General features: G+C 71.5%; 12 protein-coding genes. 11 read left to right on the forward strand and 1 reads right to left on the reverse strand.

Going from position 1 to position 15378, the window contains the following annotated elements; genetic code table 11:
- The 10 genes from ACAH41_RS24940 to ACAH41_RS24985 form a co-directional block, all read left to right on the forward strand.
- Positions 1-3069: beta-ketoacyl synthase N-terminal-like domain-containing protein (locus ACAH41_RS24940; RefSeq protein ID WP_370538587.1), on the forward strand; the 3069-nt coding region annotated here is incomplete at its 5' end.
- Positions 3066-4613, forward strand: coding sequence for a class I adenylate-forming enzyme family protein (locus ACAH41_RS24945; RefSeq protein WP_325650992.1), 1548 nt, complete (start codon positions 3066-3068; stop codon positions 4611-4613). The genes ACAH41_RS24940 and ACAH41_RS24945, both read left to right, overlap by 4 nt.
- Positions 4610-5299, forward strand: coding sequence for an isoprenylcysteine carboxylmethyltransferase family protein (locus ACAH41_RS24950; protein WP_325650990.1), 690 nt, complete (start codon positions 4610-4612; stop codon positions 5297-5299). Before ACAH41_RS24945 ends, ACAH41_RS24950 begins: the two co-directional genes overlap by 4 nt.
- Positions 5300-5326: 27 nt before the next feature.
- Positions 5327-5977, forward strand: coding sequence for an isoprenylcysteine carboxylmethyltransferase family protein (locus ACAH41_RS24955; RefSeq protein ID WP_325650989.1), 651 nt, complete (start codon positions 5327-5329; stop codon positions 5975-5977).
- Positions 5974-6963 carry an NAD-dependent epimerase/dehydratase family protein gene (locus ACAH41_RS24960; protein ID WP_325650988.1) on the forward strand — a complete coding sequence of 330 codons (990 nt, stop codon included), beginning with the start codon at positions 5974-5976 and terminating at the stop codon, positions 6961-6963. The genes ACAH41_RS24955 and ACAH41_RS24960 overlap by 4 nt, the downstream gene beginning before the upstream one ends.
- Positions 6964-6973: 10 nt before the next feature.
- Positions 6974-9757 (forward strand): PEP/pyruvate-binding domain-containing protein, encoded by a 2784-nt coding sequence (locus ACAH41_RS24965; protein WP_325650987.1) that lies wholly within the window; start codon positions 6974-6976, stop codon positions 9755-9757.
- The gene (locus tag ACAH41_RS24970; protein WP_325650985.1) at positions 9754-10680 is read left to right on the forward strand and encodes a hypothetical protein; all 927 of its coding nucleotides are present in this window, start codon (positions 9754-9756) and stop codon (positions 10678-10680) included. Before ACAH41_RS24965 ends, ACAH41_RS24970 begins: the two co-directional genes overlap by 4 nt.
- Before the next feature lie 74 nt (positions 10681-10754).
- Positions 10755-11354, forward strand: coding sequence for a TetR/AcrR family transcriptional regulator (locus tag ACAH41_RS24975; RefSeq protein ID WP_325650983.1), 600 nt, complete (start codon positions 10755-10757; stop codon positions 11352-11354).
- Between the two features lie 4 nt (positions 11355-11358).
- Positions 11359-12120 carry an epimerase gene (locus ACAH41_RS24980; RefSeq protein WP_325650981.1) on the forward strand — a complete coding sequence of 254 codons (762 nt, stop codon included), beginning with the start codon at positions 11359-11361 and terminating at the stop codon, positions 12118-12120.
- Positions 12113-13354: an MBL fold metallo-hydrolase gene (locus ACAH41_RS24985; protein WP_325650979.1), complete on the forward strand. Its 1242-nt coding sequence runs from the start codon at positions 12113-12115 to the stop codon at positions 13352-13354. Before ACAH41_RS24980 ends, ACAH41_RS24985 begins: the two co-directional genes overlap by 8 nt.
- 3 nt (positions 13355-13357) lie before the next feature.
- Here ACAH41_RS24985 and ACAH41_RS24990 read toward each other — a convergent pair whose 3' ends face one another.
- Positions 13358-14269, reverse strand: coding sequence for a LysR family transcriptional regulator (locus ACAH41_RS24990; protein WP_325650977.1), 912 nt, complete (start codon positions 14267-14269; stop codon positions 13358-13360).
- Positions 14270-14363: 94 nt separating this feature from the next.
- Here ACAH41_RS24990 and ACAH41_RS24995 point away from each other — a divergent pair, with 94 nt between their 5' ends.
- A complete protein-coding gene (locus ACAH41_RS24995) occupies positions 14364-15353 on the forward strand; it encodes an MBL fold metallo-hydrolase (protein WP_325650975.1) in 990 nt (329 codons plus the stop codon).
- Positions 15354-15378 lie beyond the last annotated feature (25 nt).

Below are 15378 nucleotides of genomic sequence, written 5' to 3' on the forward strand. Positions count from 1 at the left end.
GGCCGCCACGCGGTGCGCGCCGCGCTGGCCGACGCCCCGCGCGCCGGCCAGCCGCTGCTGCTGGACGGCGTGGCCCTGGTGGCGGCCACCTCGTGGAGCGCGCCCAGCTACTTTGGCCACGACGCTGCGCAGCATCTGGGCCTGGCCGCGCCCGCCGGCCCGGCGCACGCGCCCGAGGCCCAGCTGGCCGCGCTGGCACCCGAGCTGGGCGGCCCGCGCCTGGCGGTGGACACCGCCTGCGCTTCCTCGCTCTATGCCCTGGACCTTGCCGCCGGGCTGCTCGAAAGCGGCCAGGCGCGGGCCGTCGTCGTGCTGGGCCTGAACGTGCTGATGCCGCCATTCCTGTTCATCGGGTTTTCCAAGCTGATGGCCTTGTCGCCGGCCTCGCGCATTGCGCCGTTTGCGGCCGATGCGTCAGGCATCGTGCCCGGCGAATGCGCTGCGGCACTGGTGCTGGAGCCGCTGCACCTGGCGCGCGCCGCCGGCCGTCAGGTCGTGGGCCTGGTGCGCGCGGTGGGGCTGGCGGCCGATGGCGCCGAGCGCTCGGTATTCGCGCCAGGTGCCGACGGCCAACGGCTGGCCTACGAGCGCGCCTTCGAGGGCCTGGACCGGCATGCGGTGGACTACGTCGAGGCCCACGGCACGGCGACCACGGTGGGCGACGAAACTGAAATCCACACGCTGCAGGCCTTTTTCGGCGCCGGCCGCGACCGGCCCTTGCCCATCGGTTCGGTCAAGGGCCTGATCGGCCACACGCTGGCCGCCGCCGGCATCGCCTCGGTCATCAAGGGCCTGAAGATGCTGGCCACGCGCACGCTGCCGCCGCACCTGCCGGTCACGCCGCATGCCGGCCTGGCCGACACGCTGCTGACGCTGGCCACCGCACCCCAGGTGCTGGGCGAGCTGGGCCGGCCGATGCGGGTCGGCATCTCGGGCTTTGGCTTTGGCGGTGCGAATGCACACGTGGTGCTGGAGGAGGCGCCAGCGATGGACCCGGGGCCCATCACGGCCGCGCCCGCCGAACCGGCCGAGGCCCTGGCCATCGTCGACTTCGAGGCCGCCTTCGCCGGTGTCAACGGTGCCGCTTCTTTGGCCATGGCCGCACGGGGCGGCGAGTGGCCCGCCGGCCGCTTCCCCGCCACGCTGCGGGTGGACGCCCAAGGCCTGCGCATGGGCCCGAACTTCCTGCGCCGGCTGGACCCGCTGCAACTGCTGGCCACCCACCTGACCCGCGAGCTGCTGGCCCGCCATCCCGGCAGCAGCGGCTCGGCGGCCACCGGCATCGTGCTGACCAGCAACCTCGGCGGCGAGATGAGCCTGCGCCTGTCGCGCAAGTACGCCGCGCTGTTTGCCGACCGGGCCGCTGCCGACGCGCCGGAAACCAGCATCGAAGCGATTGCCTCGGCGCTGCCGACCATGTGCTCGGGCTACCCGGCCTATCACCTGGACCTGCGCGGCTTTCACGAAACCCTGGCCGGCGAGCCCGGCAGTTTCTGGACCTCGCTGCGGCTGGCGCCGCGCTGGCTGGCCGGCAGTTGCCAGGCCCTGGTGCTGGGCGCGGCGCGGCAGGTCAAGAGCCCGCTGGAGGCGCAGCAGGCCGGCGCGCAGGACGGTGTGGGCCTGTTCCTGCTGAAGACCGAGGCCCAGGCCCGCGCAGCGGGTGAGCCGCTGCTGGCGCTGCTGCGCCCGCTGGCGCCGGGGCTGGCGCTGCCGGCGGCCTGCGCGCAGGCGGGGCTGGACCTGGCCAGCATTGCGCTGCGCCTGCGCTGTGAGCTGCACCAGGCCGAGCTGGGCGAGGCGGCCGGTGTCGAGCTGCTGGCCCAGGCGCTGCTGGCGCCGGAGCGCCGCGTGGCGATCGAGGTCTGCCGGCAAGGCCAGCCGGTGCAGGCCTGGGTGCTGGACAAGGAGGCGGCGTTCAGCGCTGCCCCGCGCCAGCCGCAGCTGCCGCTGGAGATTCGCTTCGCGCCGCATGGCCGCATGGCCGAGGAAATATTGCCGCTGCCGCCCATCGTGCCGTCCCGGCCCATCCTGGCGGCCTCGCTGCCTGCCTCGCCTGTGACCGAGCCCAGCGCTTCGGCTGCGCGCTGGGCGCAGCAGGCCGGCCAGGCCTTGCAGGCGTTTTTCGCTGCCCAGCGCCGCGCGCTGGACCTGCTGCCGGGCCCGCTGTCGATGTCGATGCCTGTGTTGCCGCCGGCCGTGGCCATGCCCGACTTTGGTGTGCTGCAGGCCATCGCCAGCACCGCGCAAGGCCTGTCCGCCGAGCTGCGGGTGGACGAAGAAGACCCGTATTTCTTCGACCATGCGCTGGACCATGTGCCCGGCATCCTGATGGTCGAAGGCATCGTGCAGCTGGCCCTGCACCGTGCGCCCGGCCACTGGGTGCGCCGGCTGGCGCTGAAGTTCCGCCGCTTCTGCGAGAAGCAGCATGCGGTGCACATCGAGCTGTTGCCGCGGCCCGGCGCGCTGTGTTTTGGCGGCCAGGTGCTGCAGCACGGCCAGGCTGTGGGCAGCTTCGAGATCGAGCTGGGCACGCCGCCGCTGTTGCCGGTGGGCACCGCGGCGCCGGTCCGCCCGGTGGACCAGCCGCAGCTGCTGCACAAGCGGCATGCGGCCAACGTGCTGGTCGGGCCGCTGGCCGAAGGCGCCCGCGGCCATGACACGGCGCTGGTGCCGCCACCGGCCGGCCACCGCTTCGCGCACGGTGCGCCGGGCTTCCATGGCCCGCTGTACCTGCTGGAGACCGCGCGCCAGGCGGTGATGCTGGGCGCCCACGGCGTGATGGGCATTCCGCTGGGCCTGCCGATGAACCTGCTGGCGCTGGAGCTGCGCCTGGCCGAGCCGGCCCCACGCGCCGCCAGCCTGGCCTACCGCCTGCAGCCGCAGCCGCTGCGCAAGGTCGACACGATGACGCTGGCCGACGTGCGCACCGTGCTGCTGGAGGGCGAGCGGGTGCTGGGCGAGGTGCTGATCAAGGCCCAGGTGGTGGACGCCGACACCTACGAGCAGCAGCGCGGCCGCGAGCCGGCGCCGCAGGCCGGGGCCGCGGCGCTGGAACGGAGCGCAGGATGACGGCCGGCATTGCAGGACCCGCGGGTCCGATCGAACGCCTGCTGGCGCAGGTCGAGATCCGGCCGGACGCGCCGGCCATCGAGATGGAAGCCAGCGGCCAGGTGCTGAGCTACCGCGGCCTGCAGGGGCTGATCGAGGACGTGCGCGCGGCCTTGCAGGCGCTGGGCGTGGGCGAGGGCGACGCGGTGCTGGTGGCCCTGCCGGCCTGCCCGGAGCTGGTGGCGGCGTTCTATGCGCTGGCTTCGCTGTCGGCCTTGTTCGTGCCGGTGGCCGAAGACCTGACGCCCTTCGAACTCGCCCCTGTGCTGGCCGATGCCAGGCCCAAGGGCGTGATCGTCGCCGAAGCCGGCATGCTGGCCCGCGTGCTGGGCCCCAGCGTGGGCTTTGCGCTGCTGCTGCAGGGCCAGGCGCCGGTGGTGCAGGCGATCGACGGCGTGCGCGTGGCGGTGCTGGCGCAGTGGCTGGCTCAGCCGCAAGGCCGGCGCCCCGCGCTGCAGCCACCGCCGGGCAATCCGCTGGTCAGCTGCCACTTCACCTACAAGGGCCTGGGCTACCCGCTGGGCGTGCTGCACCGCTATGCCAGCTACGGCGCCTGCATCGAAGGCCTGCTGGCCAGTGCCGGTGTGCGGGCCGGCTCGGTGCACCTGGCGCTGCTGCCGCTGCACCCGATCTATGCGCTGCTGGCCAGCGTGTTGTCGCCGCTGTCGCTGGGCGCGCATGTGATCGTGGTCAGCGGCTCGGGGCGGCGCCATGTGCTGGCGCTGCTGAGCCGGCGGCAGGTCGAATGTGCCTCGCTGGTGCCCACCATCTACCGCCTGCTGGTGGCCCAGGCGCGCTCGCCGGGCCGGCACAAGGCCGGCGCGTTGCACCCCGAGCTGCTGCTGGTGACCGGCGGCAGCCACATGAGCCCCGAGGCCATGGCCGAGGTGGAAGAAACCGTGGGCGTGCGGCCCTGCCAGGGCTACGGGCTGACCGAGGCCTTGCTGGTCTGCGCCAATTTCCGTGGCACCGAACAGCCGCATTCGCTCGGTCAGCCGCTGCACGGCGGCGTGCAGGTGGCGGTGCTGGATGCGCAGGGCCAGCCGCTGCCGGCCGGCCGGGTTGGAGAGATCGTCGTCAGCGGGCCCAGCCTGATGCAGGGCTACCTGGGCCGGCCGCGCGAAACCGCGCGCTTCCTCAAGGGGGGCCGCATGCACACCGGCGACCTTGGCCACCTGGACGCCCAGGGCCACCTGCATTTCGACGGCCGGGCCATGCCCTTCACCAAGAGCGCGGCGCAGATGGTGGACCTGCCGGAGATCGAGGCGGTGCTGCGCCGCCACCCGCTGGTGGCCGACGCCCGCGCCTCGGTGCGCAACGACCCGCTGCGGGGCGAACGCGTCGACGCCTCGGTGGTGCTGCGCGCCGGCGCGGCGATCCAGGGCGAGGACCTGGTCGCGTTTGCGCGCGGCTACCTGTCGCCCCACAAGGTGCCGCGCTCGGTGCGGCTGTTCCAGCGCGGCCTGGTGGCCACCGGCGCGCAAGACTTCCAGGAGGGGGCATGACCCAGGTTTCCGTGACGACTGCGGCCGCTGCCGCCCGTGGCAAGGCCTTGCGCGCAGCCATGCCGCTGCTGCTGACGGTTGGCGGCTTCGTGCTGATCGGCGGGCTGTGCGGTTACCGGCTCTACCAGCTCGGGCCCACGCCGCAGGCGGCGATGTGCGCGGCAGCGGTGGCGCTGTATGCCGGCTGGCTGGGCTGGGAGTCGCGCGTGTCGGTGGCCGAGGTCGGCAAGCGCACGGCCGATCACGACCGCGGCACGATGGAGATGGCCGCCGCCGCCAAGATCACGCTGCTGCTGGCCGCGCTGCTGCCGCCCAGCCACGTGATGGCCGCGGCCGCGCTGCCTGGGCTGGCGCTGATGGCGCTGGGCATCGCGCTGCGCACCACGGCCATCCGCCAACTGGGTGCGGCCTACAGCCACCGCATCCGCGTGCCGGCGCTGCCGCTGGTCGAGCGCGGGCTGTATGCGCGCTTGCGCCACCCGGCCTACCTTGGCACCTTGCTGGCCCATGCCGGCGTGGCGCTGGTCTTCTTCAACCCCTGGTCCCTGGCCGCGCTGGCGCTGTTGTGGGCGCCAGCGGTGCTGATGCGAACACTGGTCGAAGACCGCTGCCTGATGGCCTTGCTGCCCGAATACGCCGCCTACGCGCGACGCGTGCCCGCCCTGCTGTTGCCCGGGCTGTATTGAACCGAACCCCACCGAACCGGAGCTCCCATGAAACATCTGCAAGAGCGCTTGCCGCTCATCCTGTCGATCTCGTTTGTCACTGCCATCCTGGTGCTCACGCTGTGGCGGCTGTCGGCCTGGGCCGATCCGGCGCGGCTGCTGGCCTTTGCCTTTGTCGGCGCCTACCTGCTGTGGCTGGCGGTCGAGGCGCGCGTCGCGGTCGGTGAAATCGGCAAGGGCCAGACCGGGCTGGACCGCGGCACGCTGGAGCTGTATGCCTTCGGCCGGGCCGTCACGGTGCTGGCGGCGCTGGCCCTCGCGCCGGCCCAGCAAGCCATCAGCGCCCAGGCGGCCGGTGGCTTTGTGCTGTTTGTCGCCGCGGTGCTGTGGCGGCTGAACGCGATCCGCGAGCTGGGCCGCTTCTATTCGCACCGGGTGCGGCTGCGCGGCGACCACCAGATCGTCGACACCGGGCCCTATCGCTTCGTGCGCCACCCGGCCTACACCGGGATGATCTTCGCCCACCTCGGGCTGGTGCTGTTCTTCTTCAGCTGGCCCGCCGCCGCGCTGCTGGCGCTGCTGTTCGTGCCGGCGGTGGTGCTGCGCATCCTGGTCGAGGAAAAAGCCTTGATGAGCACGCTGGCCGGCTACCGCGAATTCAGCCAGGGCCGGCCACGGCTGCTGCCGCTGGTGTGGTGAGCGGCGAGCGCATGGCCCCGCTGGCGCTGGCCATCACCGGTGCCACCGGCTTCACCGGCGGCGCGCTGCTGCGCCGGCTGGCCGCCGAGCCGCCCGGCAGCGTCAGCGCGCGGGCGCTGGTGCGGGGCGAGGGCAGCCGCGTGGCGAGTGCCTGCGTCACGCCAGTCATCGGCGCCTTGCCGGCGCTGTCGGACGGCGCTGCCGAACAGCTCTTTCCCGCGGGGCCGCATGTGCTGGTGCACCTGGCCAACCACAACGTGGGCGACGCGGCCAGCTTCGAGGCGGTGAACGTGGAAGGCACGCGCCGGCTGCTGGCCGCGCTGCCGGCCTCGTGCCAGGGCATCGTCTATGGCAGCTCGCTGTCGGTGCTGGGCCAGGCCGCGCAAGAGGGCGTGGACGAGCGCGCGCCGGTGGCGCCGCAGACCGCGCTGGCCCGCTCGCGGCTGGCGGCCGAGCAACTGGTGCTGGCCGCGGCGCAGGCGCGCGGCATTGGCGCCTACCTGCTGCGCCCGCGCTTCGTGCTGGGCCGCGGCGACGCGGCCACGCTGCCCGGCCTGCTGCGGCTGGCCAGGCGCGGCCTGGCGCTGGGCAGCGGCGCGCAGCGCTGGTCGGTGATCGACGTGGACGACCATGCCGAGATCATGCTGCGCCTGTGCCGCCGGCTGCAGGCAGGCAGCCAGGTGCGCGGCCCGCTGCACATCGGCTATTCGCGGCCGATCAGCTTCGACGAAGTGCGCAGCGCGCTGGGCGAAGCCTTTGCGCTGCCGCCGGTGCGCCGCCGGGTGCCGGTCTCGGTGGGGGTGACGCACCTGATGTCGCGCCTGCCGCTGGCCGGGCTGCGCCGCCTGGCGACCCAGCTGGAGCTGGTGGGCCTGTCGCATTTCTCGGCCACCGACCGGCTGCAGGCCGAGGTCGGCACCGACCTGCTGGGCAAGGACCCGCGTGCCGTGGTGGCGCAGGCCGCCCGGCTTCTTTCACAGTCTTGAGGTCTTCGCCATGAGCGCATCCCGTCAGATCATGCCGGTCCCGTCCGGGCGGCCGCCGTTGCCACGCCGCATTGGCGCCCGCATTGCCACCGAGGCCCAGTTGCGCGACCACCAGGCGGTGGGCGGCAAGCTGGCCCGCCAGCGCGTGATGCGCGAAAAAGGCCTGGCCGTGCCGCCGTTTTTCGCGCTGACCGCAGCCTTCTTCGACGAGCTGTTCTGGCCGCTGCGCGAGGAGGTGAGCCACCTGCTCGCCAAGCTGGACTTCAGCGACGGCCAGGCCGTGCGGCAAGCGGCCGCGGCGATTCGCGAGCGCTTTGTCGCGCTGTCTCTGAGCGCCGAGCAGGAGGCCGCGGTGCTGGCCAGCTTCGACCGTCATTTCCCGGCCGACGCGCTGGTGGCGGTGCGCGCCTCGACCATCGGCCACCGGCTTGATGAAAGCGAGGACTCGGCGGATAACCCGTTCGCCGGCATGAGCGAGACCTTCCTCTACGTGCGGCGCAGCGAAGTGCTGACCAAGCTGCGGCTGTGTTGGGCCAGCGGCTTCAGCGCCGAGTCGCTGGTCTACCGCCAGGCCCAGGGCATGGACCTGCTGGGCTTCAGCGTCGGCGTGGCGGTGCAGCAGATGGTGCTGGGCCAGCGATCCTTCGTGCTGTTCACCGTCAACCCGCGCACCGCCGCCCGCGAGACGGTGATCGCCGCCGGCCACGGCATTGGCGAGGGCGTGGTGCAGGACAAGGTGGCGACCGATCACTACTTCGTGCATGGCAGCAGCGGCGAGATCCGCGCCGAGGTGGTTGAGAAGACCGAGATGCTGGGGCTGGACCCGGTGCTGGGCAGCGGGCTGGCCATGCTGGCCGTGCCGCTGGCGCTGCAGCAGGCGCCTGTGCTGTCGGACGACGAGATCCGCGCGCTGGTGCAGCTGGGCCGCCGCATCGAGGCGGTGTTTGGCGCACCGCAGGACATCGAGGGCACGATCGATGCGCAAGGCCAGGTGCATGTGCTGCAGTCGCGCCCGATCGCGCTGGACTACCGCCGCATGCGCGTGTGGACCAATGCCAACGTGACCGAGAGCTTCCCCGGCGTGACCACCGCGCTGACCTACTCGTTCTCGCGCTACTTCTACCGCGTGATCTTCCACGACTGCTACCGCCGGCTGGGCATGAGCGAGCGCGGACTGCACGATGAACACGAGGCGCTGGACCGCATGATCGGCTTCGTGGGCGGCCGCGTGTATTACTGCCTGACCCACTTCTACCACCTGCATTCGCGCAGCCCGCTGTTCCCGGTCTTCCGCGCGCACTGGGAAAAGATGATGGGTTTCCGCGCCTCCTACGAGGCGGCGCCCGCCGGCATCTTCGGCCGCGCGCTGCGCGCCACCGGCAAGGCCCTGGCGACTGCGTCTGCCGGCGCCGTGGTGCTGTACCGCTACTTCACGCATGAGCGCGCGATGCGCCATTTCCACGCCTGGTGGGAAGGCCTGATCGCGCCGCTGCGTGGCCGGGACTTCGACGAACAGGACCTGCTGGTGCTGGAACACGAGTTCCACCGGGTGTGGCGCGAGGTCGGCAATGAATGGGGCGTCACGCTGCTGAACGACACCTACCTGCCCGTCCTGTATGGGTTGACAGAAAACCTGTTCAAGCAATGGGGCCTGGCCGAAGACGAGGCGCTGATGAGCGACCTGCTGTGCGGCGACGAGGACCTGATGAGCGTCGAGATCGTGCGCAGCGCCGTGCGGCTGGCCGAGCGGGTGCGCGCGGTGCCGGCGCTGCGCCAGGCCTTTGCCCACATGCAGCCGCAGGCGCTGTGGGACGCGGTGGCCGCCGACGCGCTGGACGCCGAGTTCTGCGCCGCTGCGAAGCGCCATTGCCACCGCTACGGTGACCGAGGCCTGCAGGAGCTGAAGATCGAGCAGCCCAACATGCGCCACACGCCGCAGTTGCTGATGCAGATGGTGCAGGGCTATGTGGGCGGCGAGGTCACGGTGCAGGGCTTGCGCGAGCGCGAGCAGGCGCTGCGCCAGGCGGCCGAGCTGCGGCTCAAGGAACTGTTGGCCGATGCGCCGGTCAAGCGCCTGGTGCTGGCCTACCTGCTGCCCAAGGTGCGCGGGCTGATCCGCCATCGCGAGAACAGCCGCTATTGCCGCAGCGAGCTGTTCGGCTTCAGCAAGAACGTGTTCCGGGCCATGGGCCGGCGGCTGGTGGCACAAGGCGTGCTGCGCAGCGCAGACGATGTCTACCACCTGTCTCAGGACGACTTGTTCGGCTGGCTGGACGGCAGCGGCGTGACCCAGGACCTGCAGGCGCTGGCCGACCTGCGGCGGCGGGAATTCAGCCAGAACGAGAAGGCCGAGACCGCGATGGACCTGACCACGCTGGGTCCGCTGCACGACAACGTGCTGCTGGCGCCCAGCCAGGAAACGCCCACCGAAGGCGAGCTGCGCGGGCTGGGCTCCAGCACCGGCAAGGTCCGCGGCCGGGCGCGGGTGGTGATCGACCCGAACAGCGTGGGCGCGCTGGGCGAGGGCGCCATCCTGGTCGCGCGCGAGACCGACCCTGGCTGGCTGTTCCTGATGCTGTCTGCCAAGGGCATGGTGGTGGAGCGCGGCAGCATGCTCTCGCACACGGCGATCACCGGCCGCAAGTTCGGCATCCCGACCATCGTCGCGCTGCCGGGCGCGACCACGCGCATTCCCGATGGCGCGCTGATCGAGATGGACGGTGCCAGCGGCCGGGTCGAGATCATCGAACTGCCGGTGGCCGGTGACGCACCCGCCATGGCCGAGGCCGCGTGACGACGACCACCCGCGCCGCAGGCCCGCGCTGGCCGCTGCTCGGCTTCCTGCGCGAGGTCTATGCGCCCGGGCTTCACCTGGCCTACGCCGCCGCCTGGTACCTGGCGCTGGAAGGCACCTTGAGCGGGCTGGCAGGCCTGCCGTGGCGGCCCGACGCGCGCAGCCTGGCCTGCATCGCCACCTTCTTCCTGGTGCTGTTCTTCCTGCGCGTGGCCGACGAATGGAAGGACCTGGCCTACGACCGCGTGCACAACCCGGATCGCCCGCTGGTGCGCGGCCTGGTCACGCTGCGCGACCTGTATCGCTACCTCTGGGTCGCGGCGCTGCTGGTGCTGGCGATCAACAGCCTGCTGGCGCCGTGGCCGCTGTTCATCGTGCTGGCCGACCTGGGCTGGGGCCTGGCGCTGGTTGCGCTGGAGCGCCGCTCGGCGGCGCTGCGCGACGGCATGCTGCTGAACCTGCTGCTGACCTATCCGGTGAACGTCGCGCTGAGTGTCCATGCCTATGCCGCCTTCCTGGCCAAGACAGGTGCTGCGCCCTCGGCCCGCGGCGTGTTGGTGATCGCCGCGTTTGCGCTGGCCTTCCTGGTCTACGAGCTGCTGCGCAAGACCGCCTGGCCGGCGCTGGCGCGGCCGGGCGAACGCCTGTATTCGCAGGTGCTGGGCGGCGGTGGCGCAATGGCGCTGGTGCTGGCCTGCGCGCTGGGCGCCAGCTTCACGCTGTTCGCGCTGTGGCTGCAGCAAGGCATGGCCCCGGCGCTGGCGTCGCTCACCTTGCTGCCGCTGCTGCCGGCGGGCCGGGCCGCGTGGCGCTTCCTGCGCGAGCGGCGGCAGCGCGTCAAGCTCACGGGTTTGGGCATGCAGAGCCTGCTGCTGTTCTACGGCGGGCTGTGCCTGCTGGCGCTGTGGCGCGCGCTGGCCTGAGCGGGGTTGACCCGGGTCAGGAATCTTGTTTATGATTGAGTAATCACTCAACTAAGCAAGCATTGTTTCCCGGCATGGCCAGACCCCGCAGCGAAGACAAGCGCAACGCCATCCTGCAGGCCGCGATCGACGAGTTCGCGGCGCGCGGCGTGTGGCACACGCCCACTTCCGCCATTTCCAAGGCGGCCGGCGTGGCCGAGGGCACGCTGTTCACCTACTTCGCCAGCAAGGACGAGCTGGTCAACGCGCTGTACCGGCAGCTCAAGGGCGAGCTGGCCGAGCGCATGCTGGCCGGCTATCCGGCCGGTGACGGCGCCGGGGCGGTCAAAGCCGGCTTCGGCCATGTTTTCAGGACCTATGTGGCCTGGGGCGCGGCCAACCCGGCGCGCTTCAAGGTGATGGCCCAGCTGAAGCACTCGGACCAGGTCACGGCCGAGAGCCGCGCCGCCGGCCTGGCGCCTTTTGCCAGGCTGGGCGAAGCCGCGGCGCAGGCCATTGCGCAGGGCATCGTGCGCCCGCTGCCGTTCGACTTCGTCTGCGCGCTGCTGGGCGGCATGGCCGAGGCGACGATGGGCTTTGTCGCCACCGCGGCGCCGGGCGATCCGGACCACGCGGCCGCGGCTTTCGAGGTCTTCTGGCGCGGCGTCGTGATGCCCGCCGGCTTGGGAAAGTGAAACGATGCGATTGCTGATCATCGGTGCCACCGGCATGGTGGGCCAGGCGGTGCTGCGCGAGGCCTTGCTGGCCGACGACGTGAGCCAGGTCCACACGCTGGGCCGCTCGCCGGCCGGCACCGCGACCTGGGCCCGCACTTCCCAAGCTGCCAAGCTGCGCGAGCACCTGCACCCGGACCTGTTTGCGCTGTTCGGCGTGGGCGCGCCAGGTGGCGAAGCGGTGCTGACCGAGCCGCTGGCGGCCGAGCTGCGCGAGGTGGACGCCTGCTGCTTCTGCCTGGGCGTGTCGGCGGCCGGGCTGGACGAAGCCGCCTACGCGCGCTTCAACCATGACCTGCCGCTGGCGGCCGCCCGTGCGCTGCAGGTACTGAACCCGGCGATGACCTTCCTGTACGTCTCGGGCGCTGGAACAGACACGACCGAGCAGGGCCGCTCGATGTGGGCGCGCGTGAAGGGCCGCACCGAAAACGCACTGCAGCGCGTCGGCTTCCGCAGCGTCTACCTGCTGCGGCCTGGCGTCATCGTGCCGCTGGATGGCATCCGCTCCAAGACCGGTTTCTACGACGGGTTCTACCGCCTGGCGCGGCCGCTGCTGGGACTGGCGCTGCGGGCCTTGCCCGGCCAGGTCCTGGACACCCGCCGCCTGGGCCGCGCGATGCTGGTGCTGGCGTCCCGTGGTGCTCCGAAGCCGGTGCTGGAGTCACCAGATTTGCAGGCGCTGTCGCTCTTGCGGCCGGCCACTTCGGGAGGTGCAAGCCGTGGTTGAACGCAGCGCAGTGAAGCGCCGGCTCTGGCGCTGGCTGTTGCTCGCCGTGGCGGGCACCGTCGTTGGCACCGTGGCGGGCCTGAGTGGCTGCGCCATGCTGGACCATTGGGGCACGCCACATGACGAAGCGGCGCAGGCGGACGCGCGCAAGGCCGAGTCGCCGCAGTGGCACGACGGCGAGTTCCACAACCCGCAGCCGATGTGGAACAACACGCTGCAGGCGCTGACCGGCGTGCTGTTCAACGAGACCCCGGCCCGTGCGCCCGAGTCGCCCGTGCCGGTGCTGGCGAGTGAAGGCGAAGCGCTGGCCCAGCCGCCGGCCAGCGGCCTGCGCGTGACCTGGTTCGGCCATTCGTCCACGCTGCTGGAGATCGACGGTCAAAAGGTCTTGCTGGACCCGATCTGGAGCCAGCGCCCGTCGCCCGTCAGCTGGGCCGGGCCGCAGCGCTGGTTCACACCGCCCATCGCGCTGGACAAGCTGCCGCGCATCGACGCGGTGCTGGTCTCGCACGACCACTACGACCACCTGGATGCGCCGACCATCCAGGCGTTGAACGCGCGCCCAGAGCCGCCGCGCTTCATCGTGCCGCTGGGCATTGGCGAGCGGCTGCGCCTGTGGGGTGTGCCGGCCGGGCGCATCACCGAGCTGGACTGGTGGCAGGCCACCACGTTGGGCGAGCTGCAGGTCACCGCCACGCCGGCCCGCCATGCCTCGGGTCGCTTGAACCCGCGCAGCAACCACACGCTGTGGGCCGGCTATGCCTTCACCGGCCCGCAGCACAAGGCCTGGTACTCGGGTGACACGGGGTTGCACGACACGCTGCGCGAGATCGGCCAGCGCCTGGGCCCGTTCGACCTGACGCTGATCGAATCCGGCCAGTACGACGCCGACTGGCCCGACTGGCATCTGGGCCCGGAGCAGGCTGTGCTGGCCAACCAGTGGGTGGGCGGCAAGGTGATGATGCCGGTGCATTGGGGCCTGTTCGCGCTGGCCAACCACGGCTGGACCGAGCCGGTCGAACGTGTGCTGGCGGCGGCACGCTGCAACGGCACGCAGCTGCTCACGCCGCGCCCCGGCGAAAGCGTGCAGCCCACGCTGGCGGATGGCCCCGGCCACACGCCGTGGTGGCCGCAGCAGCCCTGGCGCAATGCCGCGGAAAAGCCGGTGCGCGCCACGCAGGCCGGCGACCCGGCGCAGCGCATGCTGCAGCTGGATTGCAAGCCCGGCGCTTGAGCCTCAAGTGCTGGGCACTGCTTCCACGAAGCGCTTGCGCAGCCAGCTCAAACCCGGGTCCTGCTGGGCCCGCGGGTGCCAGGCCATGGCCAGGTTGAAGCGCGGCATCTCGAAGGGCAGGTCCAGCACGTCGACGATGGCCGCGTAGCGCTGCAGCAGCTGGCTGGGCAGCGTGGCCACGCAGTCGGTCTGCGCCAGCACCAGCGCCACCTGGTTGTAGCTGGGCACGGTGACGGCGACTTGGCGATGGCGCGAGAGCGTCGCCAGCACGTCGTCGGTGGGGCTGTGGAAGTCCGCCTTCTGCGAGACGATGACGTGCGGCAGCCGGCAGTATTCGTCCAGCGTGGCGGGCTGCAGCCCGCGCGGGTGCTGCTTGCGCTGCGCCATCTGGAAACCATCGCTCATCAGGAAGCGGGCCTTCAGCGTGTCGGGCACCTTGCCCGAGTCGCCAAGGAACAGGTCCACCTCGCCGCGCGCCATGCGCGCCACCAGCGTGTCGCCGCCATCGGCCGGAATCACCGCCAGGCGCAGCGCCGGGTTCTGCTGCTGGATCACCGCGGCCATCACCGTCAGCCCGATGATGGTGAACACGCTGTCGTTGGCCGCCACGACAAAGGTGCGGCGCGAGCGCGTCGGGTCGAAGGCCGGCTCGCTGGCCACCGCATCGCGCAGCATCGCCAGCGCCTCCCCCAGCCGCGGCTTCAGCTCCAGCGCACGTTCGGTCGGCACCATGCCGCGGCCGGTTTCGGAGGGCACCAGCAGCGGGTCGCCAAACACTTCGCGCAGCCGCGCCAGCTGGCCCGACAACGCCGACTGGCTGATGCTCAGCCGCCTGGCGGCGCGCGTCACGTTCAGCTCCGCCAGCAGCGCGTCCAGCGAAATCAGCAGCGGGAGCTCGGACCGTTTGATATCCATTTTTCCGATGCCTCGTATTGGAATTTGCCACTCACCATTGTGAATGGTGATGGGTAACCTGACGGCCGTTGCCACTTCTTTCCGCCAGTTTTCCATGAACAAGACTTCTGCCATCCGTTCCGCTGCCTTCGTGCTGAGCACGCTCGTGGCCGCCGCCTTCACACCCTTTTCGACCGCTGCCGAGCCGGCCAGCGCCGCCGTCACGCAACACGTGCAAGCTGGCGTCTACCGCCACAAGCTCGGCGACTTCGAGATCACCGCGCTGTCAGACGGCTCGGTGCCGCAGGACCTGCATGCGCTGCTCAAGGGCGCCAGCCAGGGCGAGGTGGACGGCTTGCTGGCCCGGTCCTTCCTCGCCAGCCCGGTCGAGGCTTCGATCAATGCCTTCCTGATCGACACCGGCTCGCGCCTGGTGCTGGTGGACGTGGGCGCCGGCGACTTCTTCGGCCCCGGCTACGGCGGCAAGCTGCTGAGCCGGCTGCGCGCTGTGGGCGAGTCCCCGGCCGACATCACCGACATCCTGCTGACCCATGTGCACACCGACCACAGCGGCGGCCTGGTGCACGAGGGCAAGGCGGTGTTCCCGAAGGCCGTGCTGCACGTGGGCCAGCCGGACGTGGACTTCTTCCTCGCGCCGGCCAACCAGCAAGGCGTGGGCGGCTACGACAAGGCCTATTTCGCGCAGGCCACCGCGGCGCTCACGCCTTACAAGGCCTCGGGCCAGCTGCAACCGTTCAGCGGCGTGAGCACGCTGCTGCCCGGCATCACCGCCATCCCCACGCCAGGCCACACGCCCGGCCATGCGTTCTACCGCGTCGAGAGCCACGGCGAGGCCATGACCTTCATCGGCGACGTGGTGCACGTGCAGGCCGTGCAGTTCCCGCAGCCGGCCATCACCATCACCTACGACGTGGACCAGCCGGCCGCCGCCCGGCAGCGGCAGGCCCAGTTCCAGAAGCTGGCCGACGAACGTGCGCTGGTCGCAGCGCCGCACCTGCCGTTCCCGGGCCTGGGCCATGTGCGCCAGGAAAAGACCGGCTTCAGCTTCGTGCTGGTGGACCATCACGACCGCGAGGGTCAGTGAGGCGTGGCCCGCAGCGTGGCGGGCC

This window comes from Ideonella sp. (genome assembly GCF_041287625.1).
Lineage (GTDB): Bacteria > Pseudomonadota > Gammaproteobacteria > Burkholderiales > Burkholderiaceae_C > Ideonella.

Bases quoted from the DNA above. Each gene is read 5' to 3' on its own strand.
- ACAH41_RS24980 (WP_325650981.1), top strand. From the start codon at position 11,359: ATGCGATTGCTGATCATCGGTGCCACCGGCATGGTGGGCCAGGCGGTG.
- ACAH41_RS24950 (WP_325650990.1), top strand. From the start codon at position 4,610: ATGACCCAGGTTTCCGTGACGACTGCGGCCGCTGCCGCCCGTGGCAAG.
- ACAH41_RS24945 (WP_325650992.1), top strand. From the start codon at position 3,066: ATGACGGCCGGCATTGCAGGACCCGCGGGTCCGATCGAACGCCTGCTG.
- ACAH41_RS24995 (WP_325650975.1), top strand. From the start codon at position 14,364: ATGAACAAGACTTCTGCCATCCGTTCCGCTGCCTTCGTGCTGAGCACG.
- ACAH41_RS24975 (WP_325650983.1), top strand. From the start codon at position 10,755: ATGGCCAGACCCCGCAGCGAAGACAAGCGCAACGCCATCCTGCAGGCC.
- ACAH41_RS24990 (WP_325650977.1), bottom strand. From the start codon at position 14,269: ATGGATATCAAACGGTCCGAGCTCCCGCTGCTGATTTCGCTGGACGCG.
- ACAH41_RS24965 (WP_325650987.1), top strand. From the start codon at position 6,974: ATGAGCGCATCCCGTCAGATCATGCCGGTCCCGTCCGGGCGGCCGCCG.
- ACAH41_RS24955 (WP_325650989.1), top strand. From the start codon at position 5,327: ATGAAACATCTGCAAGAGCGCTTGCCGCTCATCCTGTCGATCTCGTTT.